General features: G+C 68.9%; 17 protein-coding genes. 13 read left to right on the top strand and 4 right to left on the bottom strand.

Features of this window, described 5'->3' with window-relative positions:
• The 6 genes from B141_RS0114320 (at position 1) to B141_RS49255 (ending at position 5,318) form a co-directional block, all read left to right on the top strand.
• Positions 1 to 942, top strand: a complete 942-nt coding sequence (locus B141_RS0114320) for a carbohydrate ABC transporter permease (protein ID WP_020575866.1) — start codon at positions 1 to 3, stop codon at positions 940 to 942.
• A gap of 9 nt (positions 943 to 951) precedes the next feature.
• A complete protein-coding gene (locus B141_RS0114315; RefSeq protein WP_020575865.1) occupies positions 952 to 1,974 on the top strand; it encodes a carbohydrate ABC transporter permease in 1,023 nt (340 codons plus the stop codon).
• A 31-nt stretch (positions 1,975 to 2,005) separates the two neighbouring features.
• The gene (locus tag B141_RS40645) at positions 2,006 to 3,127 is read left to right on the top strand and encodes an ABC transporter ATP-binding protein (protein ID WP_020575864.1); all 1,122 of its coding nucleotides are present in this window, start codon (positions 2,006 to 2,008) and stop codon (positions 3,125 to 3,127) included.
• A 27-nt stretch (positions 3,128 to 3,154) separates the two neighbouring features.
• Positions 3,155 to 4,312 carry an ABC transporter ATP-binding protein gene (locus tag B141_RS0114305; protein WP_020575863.1) on the top strand — a complete coding sequence of 386 codons (1,158 nt, stop codon included), beginning with the start codon at positions 3,155 to 3,157 and terminating at the stop codon, positions 4,310 to 4,312.
• A complete protein-coding gene (locus B141_RS0114300) occupies positions 4,287 to 4,982 on the top strand; it encodes a hypothetical protein (RefSeq protein ID WP_020575862.1) in 696 nt (231 codons plus the stop codon). The genes B141_RS0114305 and B141_RS0114300 overlap by 26 nt, the downstream gene beginning before the upstream one ends.
• 186 nt (positions 4,983 to 5,168) lie before the next feature.
• The gene (locus tag B141_RS49255; RefSeq protein WP_157181011.1) at positions 5,169 to 5,318 is read left to right on the top strand and encodes a hypothetical protein; all 150 of its coding nucleotides are present in this window, start codon (positions 5,169 to 5,171) and stop codon (positions 5,316 to 5,318) included.
• 49 nt (positions 5,319 to 5,367) lie between these two features.
• On the opposite strand, the gene deoD is transcribed toward B141_RS49255, so the two are convergent.
• Positions 5,368 to 6,078 (bottom strand): purine-nucleoside phosphorylase, encoded by a 711-nt coding sequence (gene deoD / locus B141_RS0114290; RefSeq protein ID WP_020575860.1) that lies wholly within the window; start codon positions 6,076 to 6,078, stop codon positions 5,368 to 5,370.
• Positions 6,079 to 6,251: 173 nt separating this feature from the next.
• Here deoD and nudC point away from each other — a divergent pair, with 173 nt between their 5' ends.
• The 5 genes from nudC to B141_RS40640 all read left to right on the top strand — a co-directional run bounded on the left by nudC (position 6,252) and on the right by B141_RS40640 (position 11,065).
• Entirely contained in the window at positions 6,252 to 7,172 is a 921-nt protein-coding gene (gene nudC, locus B141_RS0114285; protein ID WP_237742696.1) for an NAD(+) diphosphatase, read from the top strand.
• A 194-nt stretch (positions 7,173 to 7,366) separates the two neighbouring features.
• A complete protein-coding gene (locus B141_RS0114280; protein ID WP_020575858.1) occupies positions 7,367 to 7,615 on the top strand; it encodes a mycoredoxin in 249 nt (82 codons plus the stop codon).
• 101 nt (positions 7,616 to 7,716) lie between these two features.
• Positions 7,717 to 9,897, top strand: a complete 2,181-nt coding sequence (locus B141_RS0114275; protein ID WP_040421291.1) for an ATP-dependent DNA helicase UvrD2 — start codon at positions 7,717 to 7,719, stop codon at positions 9,895 to 9,897.
• A 572-nt stretch (positions 9,898 to 10,469) separates the two neighbouring features.
• Entirely contained in the window at positions 10,470 to 10,748 is a 279-nt protein-coding gene (locus B141_RS0114270) for a WhiB family transcriptional regulator (RefSeq protein ID WP_020575856.1), read from the top strand.
• Positions 10,749 to 10,900: 152 nt separating this feature from the next.
• The gene (locus B141_RS40640; RefSeq protein WP_237742695.1) at positions 10,901 to 11,065 is read left to right on the top strand and encodes a hypothetical protein; all 165 of its coding nucleotides are present in this window, start codon (positions 10,901 to 10,903) and stop codon (positions 11,063 to 11,065) included.
• Positions 11,066 to 11,570: 505 nt separating this feature from the next.
• On the opposite strand, the gene B141_RS40635 is transcribed toward B141_RS40640, so the two are convergent.
• The 3 genes from B141_RS40635 to B141_RS40630 all read right to left on the bottom strand — a co-directional run bounded on the left by B141_RS40635 (position 11,571) and on the right by B141_RS40630 (position 15,014).
• On the bottom strand, positions 11,571 to 12,971 hold the full coding sequence (locus B141_RS40635) for an ABC1 kinase family protein (RefSeq protein ID WP_020575853.1): 1,401 nt from the start codon (positions 12,969 to 12,971) through the stop codon (positions 11,571 to 11,573).
• A gap of 68 nt (positions 12,972 to 13,039) precedes the next feature.
• Positions 13,040 to 13,903, bottom strand: coding sequence for an LLM class flavin-dependent oxidoreductase (locus B141_RS0114250; RefSeq protein WP_020575852.1), 864 nt, complete (start codon positions 13,901 to 13,903; stop codon positions 13,040 to 13,042).
• Between the two features lie 34 nt (positions 13,904 to 13,937).
• A complete protein-coding gene (locus tag B141_RS40630) occupies positions 13,938 to 15,014 on the bottom strand; it encodes a ThiF family adenylyltransferase (protein WP_063828607.1) in 1,077 nt (358 codons plus the stop codon).
• 148 nt (positions 15,015 to 15,162) lie between these two features.
• Here B141_RS40630 and B141_RS45615 point away from each other — a divergent pair, with 148 nt between their 5' ends.
• Together B141_RS45615 and B141_RS0114235 are read left to right on the top strand one after the other, a co-directional pair.
• Entirely contained in the window at positions 15,163 to 15,657 is a 495-nt protein-coding gene (locus B141_RS45615) for a hypothetical protein (RefSeq protein ID WP_020575850.1), read from the top strand.
• Entirely contained in the window at positions 15,654 to 16,007 is a 354-nt protein-coding gene (locus B141_RS0114235) for a DUF3817 domain-containing protein (protein WP_020575849.1), read from the top strand. The genes B141_RS45615 and B141_RS0114235 overlap by 4 nt, the downstream gene beginning before the upstream one ends.
• Positions 16,008 to 16,118 lie beyond the last annotated feature (111 nt).

Raw genomic sequence — 16,118 nt, 5'->3', positions numbered from 1 at the left:
ATGACGGAGCGGCAGGTCGTGACAGAGGACGTCCCCACCGCGGACGCGGCGGGCGGGCGGGCGCCGGATAAACCGGCGCCCCGCCTGAGCCGGCGGCGCCGCCTTGAAGGTGTGTTGTTCGTGATCCCGGCCTTTCTCTTCCAGCTGTCGTGGGGCTGGTATCCGCTGGTGATGGCGTTCGTGATCAGCCTGACGAACGCCCGTTTCCGTGGCCCGGTGGAGTTCACCGGGCTGGAGAGCTACCAGCGGCTGTGGAGCGATCCGCTCGTCGGGCAGGCGTTCAAGGTCACCGCGATCTACGCGGCCCTGAGCATCGGGCTCACGTTCATGATTCCGATCCTGGTCGCCATCTTGTTGATGGAGATGCCACGACGGCACATCCGCTGGATGATGCTGTTGTGGTTCCTTCCCCTCTCGGGCATCGCCAGCACGCTGCTCTTCAGGTACATGTTCAACGCGCAGTACGGCCTGTTCCAGTGGATCGCCACCGAAGTGCTGCACCTGCCGCCACAGCCGTTTCTCAACAGCAGTGACCAGGTGCTCTTCTGGCTGGTGTTTCCGGGAATTCTCTTCTTCGGTCCCGGTCTGATCTACATGGCAACCCTGCAAGGGATTCCGGCCTCCTACTACGAGGCCGCCGAGATCGAGGGCGCGGGCTTTTGGCGCAAGGTGTGGACGATCTCGCTGCCACGACTGCGACCGGTCATTTCGATGCTGTTGATCTTCGCGGTGATCGGATCCTCGCAGGCGTTCGAGTTTCCGCTGATCATGACCGGTGGCGCGCCGGGCGGTGCGAGCCGCACCGTGGTGATGTACCTCTACGACCTGCTGCGCGGCCTGCGCTACGCGGACGCGACCGCCCTGGGCGTCTACTTGTTCCTGGTCACGATGGCGCTCGTCATCATCCAGCGCAGGTTCTTCCGTGAAGACCCGGACCGGTGAGGAGACCGCATGCTGTTTCCACAAGTGGGACGTAGGCAGCCGGCGCTCCGGATCGCGTGGTGGCTGGTCGTCGCGTTCTTGTGTCTGGGGATCACCCTGCACCTGTTCCCCTTCTATTTCATGCTGGTCACGTCTTTCAAGTCGGGCGAGGAGGTGCTGGCCTTCCCGCCCACGTGGTGGCCGCACGAGGGGACACTGGCCGGCTGGCGGTTGGTGGTGAGCCTGGTGCAGGGCAGCAACTCCGCCGCCGCGCGGTTGATGGACGGGCCGTTCTGGATGTTCTTCCTGAACTCCGTGCAGATCACCTTCTGGGTGCTCGTACTCGGAATCCCGATCACCTCGCTGGCGGCGTACGCCAACAGCAAGCTCCAGCGCGGCCCGCTCGCCCGCTGGTCGTTCCTGTTCTTCATCGGCACACTGATGATGCCGGCGGCGTTGACGTTGATCCCCAACTATCTCCTGACCAGGAACTTCCCGTTCGCGTTGCCGTCGGTGCCGGGGATCCCCGGCACGGACCTTGAGTTTCCGAGCGTGCGGATCTGGGACACGCACTGGGCGGTGATCCTGCCGATCGTGTTCCAGGCGTTCAACTTCCTGCTTTTCAAGGGGTTCTTCGACACTATTCCCGATTCGGTCATCCAGGCCGCACGGGTCGACGGCGGTTCGGAGTTCAACATCTTCCGGCGGATCGTGTTGCCGATGAGCGTGCCGGTGTACGCGGTCGCGATCTGGACGGCGTTCAGTGGGGCGTGGGACCAGTTCCTGTGGCCGCTGGTGGTGCTCCAGAGTCCGGAGAAGATGCCCGCGTCGGTGGAGATCTACCTACTACTGCAGAGATTCACCCAGGCAGGAGCAACGAACGCCGACCAGGCGAGCGCGCAGGCCCAACAGATGCAGGACATCCTCTCCGCGGGAATGTCGTGGAACGGCCTGATGGTGCTGGGCATCCTGCAGTCGCTGCCGGTCTTCATCGCGTTCATCGTCTGCCGTGAGTATCTCCTGCGCGGTATCCGCCTGCGTGGTCTCAAGTGAGCCGGCCTTCGGCGAGAAGGGAGGGGTAACCGTGGCACGGATCGAGGTCGACCAGGTGGTGAAGCGCTACGCGAGCGACACGATCGTCGATCGGGAGGCGTCCCGCACGAGACCCGCACTCAACTCCGTCAGCATGGCGGTCGCCGACGGCGAGACGGTCAGCGTGGTGGGCGCGTCGGGCTGCGGCAAGAGCACCTTGCTCAAGGTCGTGGCCGGTTTGGAGTATCCCGACGCAGGACGCGTCCTCTACAACGGCACCGACGTCACCTATGTCCGCCCGCAGGAACGCGGCGTGGGCATGGTGTTCCAGGACTACGCGCTCTATCCCTCGATGAAGGGGCAGGGCAACCTTGCCTACTACTTCCAGGTCCACGACCGCACCGAGGAGGAAGCCGAGCAGCGGGTCCGCGAGACGGCCGACCGTATGGGGGTGGGGTTCGAACACCTGCTGGGGCGGGTCCCGACGACGCTGTCGGGCGGTGAGCAACAACGGGTGGCGATCGCACGCTGCATCGTCCGCGACCCCCAGCTCTTCCTGATGGACGAGCCGATCTCCAACCTCGACGCCAAACTCCGCGAGCAGACCCGGATCGAGATTCGCAAGCTGCTCAGGAAGTTCGCGATCACCACGCTCTATGTCACACATGACCAGCAGGAAGCGGTCTTCATGGGCGACCGGATCGCGGTGATGCGCGACGGCGACATCCAACAACTCGGCAGCTTCGACGAGCTCTATTACACGCCGGCGAATCTCTTCGTCGCGACGTTCATCGGCTCGCCGCCGATGGCGGTGCTCCCGGTGGTTGTGGCCGGTGGCGAGGTGGTCGTCGGCGACCTGCGCTGGCGGCTGCCGGACGACGTCCGGCCCGCGGTGCCGGACGGCCCGGTACGCCTGGGAGTGCGCCCGGAAGGTTGGATCGTCGATGCCGGCGACGGTGCGGTGCTGCGGGTCCGGCATCGCGAGCGGATTCCCACCGAGCGGGCGAGTTTTCTCTACGGCAGCGTGGGTGGCGCGGCGGTCGCGGTCGCCACGGCGATCGACTTTCCTGATCGGTCGGAGGTACGCGTCACCCCGGAATGGTCCCGGGCGTACTTCTTCGCCGCTGACACTGAAGACCCGATCCATCTGCCCGGCGTACTCGAACTCTTCTGATGCGGTCGTACGAAACGAGGAGGCGCGGTGAACGCGATCACGGTCGACAACCTGGTGAAGGAGTTCGATCGCAAGCGGGCCGTCGACCGGGTGAGCTTCGAGATCCAGGAGGGTGAGCTCCTGGTCCTGGTCGGCCCGTCGGGATGCGGAAAGACCACGACACTGAGGCTTCTCGGCGGACTCGAGCCTGTCTCCGCAGGGGAGATCAGGTTCGGCGAGCGGGTGGTCAACGACATCCGGCCGAAGGACCGCAACGTCGCGATGGTGTTCCAGGACTACGCGATCTTTCCGCACCTCACTGTCTTCGAGAACATCGCCTACGGCCTGCGGTCGCGGCGTACGCCCCGGCAGGTCGTCCGGGACCGCGTCCCCGAGGCGGCCAAGACGTTCCGCATCGAGCACCTGCTCGCCCGCAAACCCCGGCAGCTGTCCGGCGGCGAACGCCAGCGGGTCGCGTTGTCGCGGGCGATGGTGCGTGACGCCTCGCTTTATCTGTACGACGAACCCCTGTCGAACCTCGATGCCCAGTTGCGCTACCAAGCACGCGAGGACATCCTCACGCTGCACCGGGAGAAGGGCCGGCCGACGATCTACGTCACCCACGACCAGTCGGAGGCGATGGCGCTCGGCGACCGGATCGCGGTGATGAACGCCGGACGCATCCAGCAGGTCGGCTCCGGCGCCGACCTCTACGACCGGCCGGTCAACGTCTTTGTCGCCTACTTCATCGGCACGCCGAGCATCAACCTCTTCGAGTTGCAGGTCGAGGTTGACGGCGACCGGGTCCTCGCCACCGGAAGTGGGTTGCGCCTCGAACTCCATCCGAGCATGGCGGGGGAGGCACGCCGCTACGCCGGCAGGAAGATCAAGCTCGGTGTCCGCCCCGAACACCTCCACGTGCCCCGGATGGCGCCGTTCGAGGTCACCGACGACACCACGATCCACGGGATCGTCAACCTGGTCGAGCCCACGTCGGCCGGAAGCACCGTCTACCTGGCTCTGTCCGGTGACGGCGCGGGGTCAGAGCCGCAGGACTTCGTGGCGACGTTCAAGGTCCGGCTGCCGGCGCGCTATCTCGACCAGGAGATCCCGCTTGGTGTCGACATGAGCAAGGTCCACCTGTTCGACGCCGAGACCGGCGTCTCGCTCCTGCACGGAGGTGAGACTGCTGCCGTTCCTCGATGACGTCAGCCCGCGCGACGAACGCCGCGGCCTGGTCTGGGCGGCGTTCGCCACCGTCGCCGGCCAGGTCGAGCGGGTGGTCATGGCGAACGTCGTCTGGGCGTTCCAACTCGCCCCGGGCCTGGCAGCGCTGGCGTTCCCCGAGCTCCCGGGCTGGCTCCGGATCCTGCTCGGGTTGTACTCCGCGACGGCTCTGCCCCCGGCGACGGCGGTGTTGTACGGCCTGGCGGCGCAGGCCTGCCGGGGCCAGCACGTCGACGCCGGACTGGCGGTCGAGTTGTTCCGTGCGATGGCAGCCCGGAGTCTGCGGATCCTCGCACCGCTCTACGGCACGTTCGGGGTTCTCGGGTGGTTGGCGGTCGCCGCGGGCGGGATCGGGCCGCTCGCCACGGTCCTCACGCTCGCGATCCTCGGCTGGTCGGTCTGCGCGACGTACTGGGGGCCGATCTTCGCGGCGGAGCCGGGACGCTCGTTCGCCGGGATCGCCCGCGAGTCCGTGCGGCTGGCCTGGCGGCACCCCGAACGCACACTGCTCATCTGGGTCGTCGCCGGTCTCGCCGTGCTGGTCGGCGTGGTGTCGGTCGGCGGGCTCGTGCTGATCGTGCCCGCGCTCGTGAGCATCCTCCAGACGCATCTGTACGAGGCTGCGCGGACCTCCCCACCCCGGACGTGACCAGACTCCCGGGTCGGGCCCGGACTGTCGGCACCCCCACCTAGTATTCGTCCACGCGTTCGAACCCACCCTCGTCGCGGGGGCACGGCACTGGTCGAGATGGTCGCGGCCGGTGACGCCGCCCGGTGGTGGGTGCGGACGCACTGGGGTTGGCGCCTTGAGTTCCCGACGGGGAGGAGCTTCGTCATGCGTCGCCTCGACCGATTCCGCGAATACCTGTTGTGGTTCGAGCCCGAGGGGGAGCGTTGGGTCGCTGTCCCGATGCTCCGGCACGGCGCGATCTTCGACACCGACTACTCCGAGCACGTGGTGCTTGACATGGACGGCGTCGACTGACGCTCCAGGAGCAGGCCCTCCGGCACCGTGACTTCTCAGCGCGGCATGGTCATGCCCGCCGGGTCACGGTGTCGAGGGCCAGCTCCGCCATGGTCGTGAAGGTCCGCTCGCGTTCCTCGGCGGAGGTCTCCTCGCCGGTCTGCAGGTGGTCGCTCACGGTCAGGACCGTCAGGGCGCGTGCCCCGAACTTCGCCGCGAGCGTATACAGCATGTTGGTCTCCATATCGATCGCGAGCACGCCGTACTCACCCAACCGTTTGAGCAGCTCCGGACGTTCTGAGTAGAACGCGTCGACCGACACGATCGGCCCGACGTGCGCGTCCATGCCGGTGCTCGTCGCGAGGTCGTACGCCGTCCGCAGCAGGTCGAAGTCGGCCGCCGGCGCATAGTCGAAGCCCTCGAACCGCGCGCGGTTCATCGCCGAGTCAGTGGACGCGGTGATCGCGAGGACGATCGAGCGGATCGCGAGCCGGTCGCTGAGAGCGCCGCAGGAGCCGACCCGCACCAGCGTGCGAACGCCGTACTCCGCCATCAGCTCGTGTGCGTAGATCGCGAGGGAGGGGTGGCCCATGCCGGTGCCCTGGACCGAGATCCGCTGCCCGGCGTAGGTGCCGGTGTAGCCGAGCATGTTGCGCACGGTCGAGTAGCACTCGGCATCGCTCAGGTAGGTCTCGGCGATCCATCGGGCGCGCAGCGGGTCACCCGGTAGGAGGACGGTTTCGGCGATCTGGCCCGGCGCTGCGCCGATGTGGGTACTCATGGTCGGGGATCCTGCCAGACCAGCTGGGTCCGGCCAGCCCAGCTCCCGGCGTCACCTTGCTGCCAGAGGTATGGAGAGGCGGGTCCCCGGTTGATCGCGAACCCGAAGGCCGCTGCGGGCCATCCGTGGTTCACGGCGACTGTCGGCCCGCGGCGCGGGCTACAGTGCTCAGCGTGCCGCGCCTCTCCCAGCTCGCACTCGCCCGCTCCACCCTCGACCGCGCGACCGAACGCCGCGCCAACGCCGCATGGGTGGCGGAGCGCTGGTCTGATCCACGCTGCCGGGTCCTCGTGATCGTCGACGGCAAGGCGCCGGCCAGCGAGGACGGTTCCGCGCTGGTCTACGTCTCGCCGGCCTCTGTCGAGGCGGCCGGCGCGCCGTCCGATGAGCGCTATCTTCTCGGGCTCGACACCGACGGGGTCCCGTACTTCGCGGTGCACGGGACCGGGGAGGCCGACGGCGAAGGCCAGGACGGCCGCCGGCTCATCGGGCTCCGGGAGGCGGGCGGTCTCGTCTCCGACCGGGACGCCGGTGTGTTCGTCCACGCGATGGCGCTCGTCAACTGGCACGCCGCCCACCCGCGCTGCGCCCGGTGTGGCACCGCGACCGAGCCAACCGACGGTGGTCACGTACGCCGGTGCCCGTCGTGCGGCACGCAGCACTTTCCGCGGACCGACCCGGCGATCATCGTCCTGGTTTCCGACGACGCGGACCGCTGCCTGCTCGGACGGCAACCCAGCTGGCCCACGGGCCGGTTCTCCACCCTCGCCGGCTTCGTCGAGCCGGGCGAACCCCTCGAGCACGCGGTCGTCCGGGAGGTACGCGAGGAGACCGGCATCGAGGTCGTGGATCCGGTCTACGCCGGCAGCCAGCCGTGGCCGTTCCCGTCGAGCCTGATGCTGGGGTTCTTCGCCCGGGCGGTGACGACGGAGATCAAGGTCGACGAGGAGGAGATCGCCGAGGCCCGGTGGCTCTCCCGCGCGGAGCTGCGGGCGGCGGTCGAGTCGGGTGAGCTGCTGCTTCCCGGCCGGGTCTCGATCGCGCGCCGCCTCATCGAGGCGTGGTACGGCGAGGAGCTTCCAGGCGACTGGTGACCCGGGCCGTGCGGGCCGTCCGCGGTAGGACGGCCCGGGTGTATCTAAGCTCGACAAGTCCGACTCGCCACCCACGACCCACTGGCCGTCCATGGCCGACGCACGCGACAAAGCTCGATCCGGGAAGAACGCGCGGTCCGAGGCCGTTACACCGGTGTCCGCGAGGGTCCGGCGCTCATTGGAAGGATCGCCCGATGTCGAACACGATCACGATGTACAGCACGCCGTGGTGCGGTTACTGCCGCCGTCTCAAGGGGCAGCTGGACCGGGCTGGCATCGCCTACGTCGAGGTTGACATCGAGCAGAACCCCGACGCGGCCGACCTGGTCGCGAAGGTCAACGGCGGCAACAAGACGGTGCCGACCGTGGTCTTCCCCGACGGCAGCGCCCTCACGAACCCCTCCCTCGCGCAGGTCCAGGCGCGGCTGGTCGCGGCCCAGTAGGCGCGCCGTTCTGAGCCGCGATTTCGTCCACAGCGGCCCATCCGGCGGCCCTGTCCACAGGTGGGGCAGGTGCCCGCCGGGTGTCCGCCGGTGGTGCCATGATGGGCCAGGTGACTGACGTACTCGCCGCCACCGTGTCCGAAGCCGCGCGAGCGCTGCGGCCGGCCCCGACCGCCGACGACGTGCTCGCGGCGCTCGATCCCGAGCAGCGGGCGGCGGCGACGTCCCTTGACGGTCCGCTCTGCATCCTCGCCGGTGCGGGCACCGGCAAGACCCGGGCCATCACGCACCGGATTGCTTACGCCGTGCTGGCCGGGCGCTGGCAGCCGCGGCGCGTCCTGGCCGTGACGTTCACCACCCGGGCCGCGGGGGAGATGCGGACCCGGCTACGCGAGCTCGGGGTCGCCGGCGTTCAGGCCCGCACGTTCCACTCCGCCGCCCTGCGGCAGGCACGTTACTTCTGGCCGCAGGTCTATCGCTCGGAGTTGCCACCGATCGTCGAGAGCAAGCTGCGGTACGTCGCGGAGGCGGCCGCCCGCTGCCGGGTCTCCGCCGACCTCGCGGGCCGTCGTGACCTTGCCAGCGAGATCGAGTGGGCCAAGGTCAGCAACGTCCGCCCCGACGACTACCCCACCCTTGCCGCGAAGGCGGGCCGGCAGGCCGGGGGCTTTGACGCCGCCACGATCGCCCACGTCTTCGCCGCCTACGAGGAGGTACGCCGCGAGCGGGGCCACCTCGACCTCGAAGACGTCCTCCTCTGCGCGGTGGCGCTCCTCGCCGACAGTCCGAAGGTCGCCGCCGCCGTCCGCGCTCAATACCACCACTTCGTCGTGGACGAGTACCAGGACGTGAGCCCGGTCCAGCAGACGCTGCTCGACCTGTGGTTGGGCGACCGTTCCGATGTGTGTGTCGTGGGCGACGCGAGCCAGACGATCTATTCCTTCGCCGGAGCCAGCCCGGCATACCTCTTGGAGTTCACCCGCCGGCATCCCGGCGCGTCCGTCGTACGCCTGGAGCGCGACTACCGCTCGACGCCCCAGGTGGTGAGGGTGGCCAACTCCCTCCTCGCCGACGCCCGGGGTCCGGCGAGCAAGCATCGGTTGACGTTGCGCGCGCAGCGCCCCGACGGCCCGGAGCCGACCTTCACCGAATACCCCGACGAGGTGGCCGAGGCCGAAGGCGTCGCCCGCGCCGTCGAACGCCTTCGCCAGCAGGGCGTCCCGCTGCGGGAGATGGCGGTGCTCTTCCGGGTCAACGCCCAGTCCGAGGCGTTCGAGCAGGCCCTGGCCGAGCGGGGGATCCCCTATCTCCTGAGGGGCGCCGAACGCTTCTTCGACCGTCCGGAGGTCCGTGAGGCCGTGGTGCTGTTGCGCGGGGCTGCCCGGGCCGCCGAGGTCTCCGATGCCGGACTGGTCTCAGAGGTGCACGCCGTCCTGGCCGCGACGGGATGGACATCGGAGCCGCCGAGTGGCACCGGCGCGGTCCGCGAACGCTGGGAGTCGCTCGCGGCGCTCGCCTCCCTGGCCGCTGACGTGGCCCGCGAGCAGCCCGAGACCGACCTCGCGGCGTTCGTCGGAGTCGTGGACGACCGCATCGCGGCCCAGCACGCGCCCGCGGCCGACGGTGTGACGCTCGCGACGCTCCACGCGGCGAAGGGGCTCGAGTGGGACGCGGTCTTCCTTGTGGGGATCCACGAAGGCACCGTCCCCATCACCTACGCCGAGACGCCGGAGCAGATCGAGGAGGAACGCCGGCTGCTCTACGTCGGGGTCACCCGGGCCCGCAGCCACCTCGGCATTTCCTGGTCCCTGAGCCGCACGCCGGGTGGGCGTGGTCGGCGCTCGCCATCACGGTTCCTCTCCTCCGTACGCCCGAAGGGCAGCGCCACCGCCGATCGGCCGAGCACGGCTGATCGCGCCGGGCGCCGGTCGCCCGCCCGTGGTCTCGCCCGTTGCCGCCAGTGTGATCGACCTCTTCACGACGCGACCGAGCGGAAGGTCGGCCGGTGCGCGGATTGCCCCGCGAGCTACGACGAGGAGATGTTCGAACGCCTGCGCGCATGGCGGCTCGAACGCGCCCAGGAGCAGCGGGTGCCGGCGTACTGCGTCTTCACCGACGCGACCCTGGTCGCGATCGCCGAGGCCAGGCCGACCAGTCCCTCGCAGCTGGCGACCATCCCAGGTGTCGGAGCCAGCAAGTTGTCCCGGTACGCCGACGACGTGCTCGGCATCTGCGCGGCGGGTGAGGGCGGAGCCGGCGGAGCGTCGGCCACGGATCGGTAACGTTGAAAACCAGCCACAATAATTCGTTGCCCTGCCCAGGGCCGACCGCGTAGTCTCTCCACGTCCCCAAATCCGCCGCTGCGTGTTTGGCATGTCTGAGTCAGAGGAGGTGCGTCGACGATGATCACAATTGACAGCTCGCGTGAGCTGCTGACCGGCGCCCCCTGCTCGGAGATGCTTTCCACCAGGCGTGGCGCTTCACCTCGTCAGCGCACGCACCAGGGGAGCAGTGTGCCCAGCGGCCGATTCGGTGTCCTCGCGCGCGGTCCGGTGTTCTACCGCGACGGTGTCGTCACCCCGATCACCCCGGCCACTCCGTCGGGAGTTTCTGCTCCGTCCAACAAGGCCCCATTGTCGGGTGTTCCAGCCTGGAGCCCACCGGTCACTTAAGATCTGGCCGGCGCCTCCGAGGCCGCGGAATCCCGACTCCGGGATCCGCGGCCTTTTTGTTTGCACCAGCGAAATGGCAGGCCCATGAACCAGCCAGCAGTTCACCTGGCACCAGCAGGTCAGTTCACGGCACAGCAGTTCGGTCCATCGCGCAAACCCAGGACACAAGGAGGTGACTGGAAGTGAGCCTGAGCGTCCTCGACATACCTGAGGTCGCCACGGAGGTACAGCTTCCGTGTCGGACGTTCGATCCGGAACTCTTCTTCGCCGAGTCTCCGGCGGATGTGGAGTTCGCCAAGACCATCTGCCACGACTGCCCGATCAGGCGGGAGTGCCTCGATGGCGCGCTTGCCCGGCGGGAGCCGTGGGGCGTATGGGGCGGCGAGTTGTTCATCGCCGGCGTCGTCGTACCGCGTAAGCGTCCGCGTGGACGTCCTCGCAAGAACGAAGTCGCGGCATGACCACCATCCGACCGAGGCAGGCCCGAGCGATCCGGCCCTTCACCTCCCTGACCACCGAGATCCCGATGACCAATCGTCACGCCGCCGACCAGTCCACGACCGTCACGGTCCGGACGGACTCGGCACGCAATATCGCAATGAGGAGCACCGCAATGCATCTTCTCCACGAAGATCTGGCCCGCGCACAGATACATGAGCGGGTGAATACCACCAAGGAAGGACGACGGGCGGCCCAGCTGGTGCGCGCCCGCCGGCTGAGCCGTAAAGCACAGGAGGCCGCGATTCGCGCGCGGCTCATCAGGGCGCGGTTCAACTAGTTCGAGCAGGAATGACGGTGCGACCTCCAGCTCCGCCGGCCTCCGGCGTTCGGGCCGGGGCATCTCAGTCGAGGTGTCCCGGCCCGTTTCCATGCCTGGAGCCTTTGGTGCCCTGGGCCCGGGCCGTTATCGGAGGTTGGTGTTGGTCACCACAAGTTCGATGCATTGGTAACAAAAGAGTGTCGTACCGTGTGCGTTGCGTGGTCGAAACACGGCTGGGTCACCATGATGCGTGGAACGAGGACGCGGCCGCCTCCAGCGGCCCAGGTCTACAGAAAGCGACCGACGGCGATGATTGAGTGCGATCTCTGCGGCACTTCCGCACCCGGTGACCAGACTCCGATCACCTGGGCGGTGTCGTTCGAGCGAGGCGCGACGACGCGCTACTGCGAGGGTTGCGCTCGAAGCAACCTGCACAACATCGAGGCACGGTTCGACCGAGCCGTCTGGTAAGCCCAGCCGGCCGACAGTCCCGCGAGCAGCGGCTCGCGGCGGCCCGGCCCACTCACCCCTCAGCGATCTCGTCGACGTCTTCAGCCAGAACATCGTCGTCGGGGTGCAGGTCGACGAGCTGCCGCACCTCAGCCCGACCGAGGTCGGGCTGAAAGCCGGGGAGCCAACGCTCGAGTTCGGATCGGAACGGCGCCTCCGCGCCCAGCTGGGCGAGCACGCCGATGCCGCCGCTCCACACCCGGTGGATGAGGAGGTACGACGGCGGAAGGTTCAGCTTGAACGCGGTCTTGGCGCCGGCCCCGCGGACGTCGCTGATCCGTTGGAACTGCGAGCGCATCCATTCGCGGGAGAAGGCGAAGGTCTCGTCCCGAGCCGGCTCGATGAACGGCTGGAGGTAGTCGTACAACTCCTGCGCGTCGATCTCGACGTGCGGTTTGATGAAGCCCTCCTCGCGCAGGCCGTCGACCACGCTGTCGAAGTCGCCGTCGAGACCGATCCGCAGCAGGCGCCCGATCTGCGGTGGGAAGCCGCCGGGTAGCCGGGCGACCAGGCCGTAGTCGACCACGCCGAGCCGGCCGTCGGGCGTGATCCGGTAGTTGCCGGGGTGCGGGTCGGCATGCAGGAGGCCGGCACGTTCGGGGCCGGAGAAGAGGAAGCGGACGAAGAGCCGGCCGGCCCGGTCGCGTTCGTCCTGGGTGCCGTCGGCGATCACCTGGTGGAGAGGGATGCCGTCGAGCCAGTCGGTGACGAGGACCCGCGGCGTGTGGAACCGCACGTGCGGCACGGCGATCTCGGGATCACCGTCGTACGCCGCCGCGAAGCCCGCCTGTGCCTCGGCCTCGAGCTGGTAGTTGAGCTCCTCTCCGATCCGAGCCTTGAGCTCCTCGACCAGGGGCCGGACCTCCAGGCCAGGCATCCAGGACCCGAGCAACCGGCTGACACGCCCGAGTTGGTTGAGGTCGGACCGGAGGGCCTCGGCCGCACCGGGGTACTGGATCTTGACCGCGACGTCGCGGCCGTCTGGCCACTGTGCCCGGTGGACCTGGCCGATCGAGGCCGCGGCGGCGGGCTTGTCGTCGAAGTGTCGAAGCCGTCGCCGCCAGTTGGCGCCCAACTCCTGCTCCAGGACCCGATGGACCGTGGCGGGTGGCATGGGCGGCGCGGCGTCCTGGAGTTTGGTGAGGGTCGCACGGTAGGGCGACGCCAGGTGCTCGGGAAGGGCCGCCTCGAAGATCGAGAGCGCCTGGCCGAACTTCATGGCGCCGCCCTTGAGCTCGCCGAGCACCTTGAACAGCTGCTCCGCGGTGCGCCTCTGAACGTCGGAGACCACCGCCTCGGCTGGCCGGCCGCCCAGCCGCTTGCCGAGGCCGAGGGCAGTGCGGCCGGCGATGCCGAGGGGCAGGCTGGCCAGCCGCGCGGTCCGGGCGACTGCATTGCGAGGAAGATCGCTCACAGGTCCATTGTCCAGGTTGGGCGCAACCCGAGCGTGCTGACTGGCCGGGATCGGGCGGTCTGGTCCCATCAGTGGTCGACTCGGGGCGGACCAGCACGAAGCCGGCGTTCGGAGGCTTCCCGGACGCGCGCCGGGTCCATGCTTGACCAGTCGGCGTCGAGCCACCAGGTGGCCCCGGCTTGTGCCCACGGGCGTACCTGCTCCGCCGCGGCCTTCGGATCGTCGGCCGGGGTGGCGCCCTCCATGATCAGGTCATAGCCCGCCATCGGCAGGCCCTCGGTGGCGCGTTGCTCCCGAATCCAGATCGCCCCCTCGCCGAAGATCTCCGGCGTCAGCTGCCCGTCGGCCGAAGCGTCGACCGGCTGGTAGTGGGGAATCCAACCGTCCCAGCGGGCGGACCTGCGCATGGACTTGGGAAACGGCCAGGCGCCGACCACCCAGGTCGGGATCCGTGGCTTCTGCACCGGCGCCGGAGGAGCGGGCGGCACCAGCGAGTCGATCAGCCGGGACGTGAAATGCCGGCCCTCGAACTCGAAGGGCTCCTCGCGCCACAACCGCTCGAGCATCGCCAGGCCCTCGTCGAGCATCTGCGCGCGGGCCGCCCGGCCCGGGTCATCCTCGAACAACCACCAGCGATCCTCACCGGCGACCCCGAGGCCGACGGAGAGGATGACCCGACCTCCGGACAGGTTGTCCAGAGTGGATGTCTGGCCGGCGAGTTCCCATGGCCTTCGCCGCGGCAGCGGGGTCAGCATGGTGCCCAGCCGGATTCGCTCCGTGCGGACGGCCGCGGCCGCGAGCGACACCCACGGGTCGATGGCCCAGATCCCCTCCCAGACGAAGAAGCCGTCCCATCCGTGGTCTTCGGCGACAACGGCCAGATCGGCCGTGGTGTGCGCGTCTCCGTAGGGCAGCACGAATCCGTATCTCATGATCGGACCATAATCCCGGCCACTGACAACCCACCTACGCCGCAGCGGCCGGCAAGGGCTCGGGGTCCCACTGGCAGCCGCACGAGGGATGGGACGACCACGAGCGGCGGCGTTGGGCGCCGAGCGGGAGGTCCATCTCAAGCGTCGCGTCGACTGACGGCGGTCGGACGCCGTTGAGGAACGCGAGCACATGGAGCGTCGCCTGGGCCGCGAGACTCGTGGCGAGTACGACGTCGCAGGCAGGGGTCCGGGTGGGCTCCGAGAGCACCTGCGCGAGGACGTGCGGCCACTGCGGATCCCGGGCCGCGCGATGCAGGTCGTGGCAGCGGATGCACGAGGACTCACCGGGAAGCACGAACGGCCCCAGGATCGCGCGCGCCTCCCGCATGCGTACGACCAGGTGCGGGACACCGGCCCGGACGAGCGTGTCGGCAACCCTGCGGTCAGGTTCGTCGTCGGGCGCCAGGATCGCGACGTGCGGTCGGACCGTGGTCTGACCTTCCCCGATCGCCGCGACGTCGGTCGAGGGCGCACTGCCGGCGACCGCACGGCTCGCGCCGAGCGCCCGGGAGGATCCGACGTCGCCCAAGGCCAGCCCAGCGGGAGCGAGGTCGGCCGGTCGGACCAACGATCGGTCGATGATGGTGAGCCGCCCCACTCCGGCCGAGGCCAGCAGCGAGGTCATCGACGCGCCGACCCGGCCAGCGCCGTAGACCGCGACGCAGGCGTCCCGGCGGACGGCGAGCTCGGCTGCCCCGCCGTCTGGGGACCGGCTGCTCACCGATCGAGCCGCGAGGTCGGGGGAGAGGCGTTCGCGCTCGGTGGGTGTGAGGTCTCGCAGTGCGAGGTGGGTGGACTCGGCGTCATCGAGGACGCCGCCATCGGAAAGCAGCTGGAGGAGTCGGCGGGCGCGTACGCCGTCGATGCCCCGGGAGAGTGCCTGGGTGACGATCGCCTCGGTGGTACGGATGCCGGTGAGACCGTCGACGACCTCTGTGAGGGCGGGGTCGAGGTCGGTGAGGACAAGCGCGTGCTCGGGGTCGAGACCGATCTGGACCGTGCGGCGGTCGCGCCACACCCTCCGCAGTCCCGGCTTGAGCTGTGGTCGCATCAAGTGACCTCCCCGTGCGAGTCCGACCACGAGCGGATTCTGGAAGGAGTGAAGCCTGCCACGTCTCCTCGCGGCCCCGCCGGTTTCATCCACAGGCGGTGTTAGTGTCGGCCTACGAGCCGGAGGGAACGAGGAGTCGAACGCGACCATGAACCCCCCACAGGCCGCGGTGGGCGGCGCGACCATGTCGAGGGCCAGGCGACTGCTGACGCCGCGATGGGCGGCTTTCACCGTGTTCGTCGTACTCGCCGTCGGGGCGTTCCTGTTCCTCGCGTGGTGGCAGCTGCGGAGGTTCGAGTCGTCGACCGGCAACTGGCAGAACCTCGGCTACACCCTGCAGTGGCCGTTCTTCGCGGCGTTCGCCGTGTATCTGTGGTGGAAGCTGCTCGGCGACGCTGACGCGCCTCCCTCGGAGCCCTCTGACAGCGTGTCCGAGGTCCAGACGGACGGCGCGCTGACCGGGACGTCCGTGGCCAAGACCCAGCGAGACGGCGACGATCTCCTTCCGCCTCTCCCGCCCAAGCGGGTCGGTGCGGCGATCGGGTCGCGCCTCGACGAGGCCGGTGAGGCGGAGGATCCCGAGCTGGCCGCCTACAACAAGTACCTCGCCGCTCTGCACCGCCGATCGCAGGAGTCCGTGTGACCGAGACGCCCGTCGACGCCACGACCCAGCCGCTCGCTCCCAGCCTCCGGGGACGCCTGACCCGCTACCGCGTCATCGCGTACGTCGTGGGGGTGTTCCTGCTCGTGCTGGTGCTGGTCGCGATGCCGCTCAAGTACGCCGCCCAGAATGCCGGGCTCGTGGCGGTTGTCGGACCCTTGCACGGATTTTTGTACATGCTTTACCTGGTGCTGGCCGCCGACCTCGCGCTGAGGGCACGGTGGTCGCTCCGCGGAACGCTGCTCGTGCTGGTTGCCGGCACGGTGCCGTTCCTGTCGTTCGTGGCGGAGCGGGTGGTGGTCGGACGGGTTCGCCGCGGAGAGCGGCTCTAGGGCGTGTTTCTCGAATGGCGCCGGTGAAGCGAGCCAACACGCCCTAGGAGGCTTCACCGGGAGGCGTCGCCCACTCCCGGCCAGCGGTTAGTGGTGCCTGGCCGGGAGTGG

This window comes from Actinopolymorpha alba DSM 45243, from assembly GCF_000373925.1.
GTDB lineage: Bacteria > Actinomycetota > Actinomycetes > Propionibacteriales > Actinopolymorphaceae > Actinopolymorpha > Actinopolymorpha alba.
Note: the sequence above shows the minus strand (reverse complement) of the source record. Positions and strands in the feature narration are given on the sequence as shown.

What these genes read in the sequence shown, in the direction of transcription:
- B141_RS0114320 (WP_020575866.1), top strand. Translation starts at nt 1, where the DNA reads ATGACGGAGCGGCAGGTCGTGACAGAGGACGTCCCCACCGCGGACGCG.
- B141_RS0114315 (WP_020575865.1), top strand. Translation starts at nt 952, where the DNA reads ATGCTGTTTCCACAAGTGGGACGTAGGCAGCCGGCGCTCCGGATCGCG.
- B141_RS49255 (WP_157181011.1), top strand. Translation starts at nt 5,169, where the DNA reads ATGCGTCGCCTCGACCGATTCCGCGAATACCTGTTGTGGTTCGAGCCC.
- deoD (WP_020575860.1), bottom strand. Translation starts at nt 6,078, where the DNA reads ATGAGTACCCACATCGGCGCAGCGCCGGGCCAGATCGCCGAAACCGTC.
- B141_RS0114280 (WP_020575858.1), top strand. Translation starts at nt 7,367, where the DNA reads ATGTCGAACACGATCACGATGTACAGCACGCCGTGGTGCGGTTACTGC.
- B141_RS0114275 (WP_040421291.1), top strand. Translation starts at nt 7,717, where the DNA reads ATGGGCCAGGTGACTGACGTACTCGCCGCCACCGTGTCCGAAGCCGCG.
- B141_RS40640 (WP_237742695.1), top strand. Translation starts at nt 10,901, where the DNA reads ATGCATCTTCTCCACGAAGATCTGGCCCGCGCACAGATACATGAGCGG.
- B141_RS0114250 (WP_020575852.1), bottom strand. Translation starts at nt 13,903, where the DNA reads ATGAGATACGGATTCGTGCTGCCCTACGGAGACGCGCACACCACGGCC.
- B141_RS40630 (WP_063828607.1), bottom strand. Translation starts at nt 15,014, where the DNA reads ATGCGACCACAGCTCAAGCCGGGACTGCGGAGGGTGTGGCGCGACCGC.
- B141_RS45615 (WP_020575850.1), top strand. Translation starts at nt 15,163, where the DNA reads ATGAACCCCCCACAGGCCGCGGTGGGCGGCGCGACCATGTCGAGGGCC.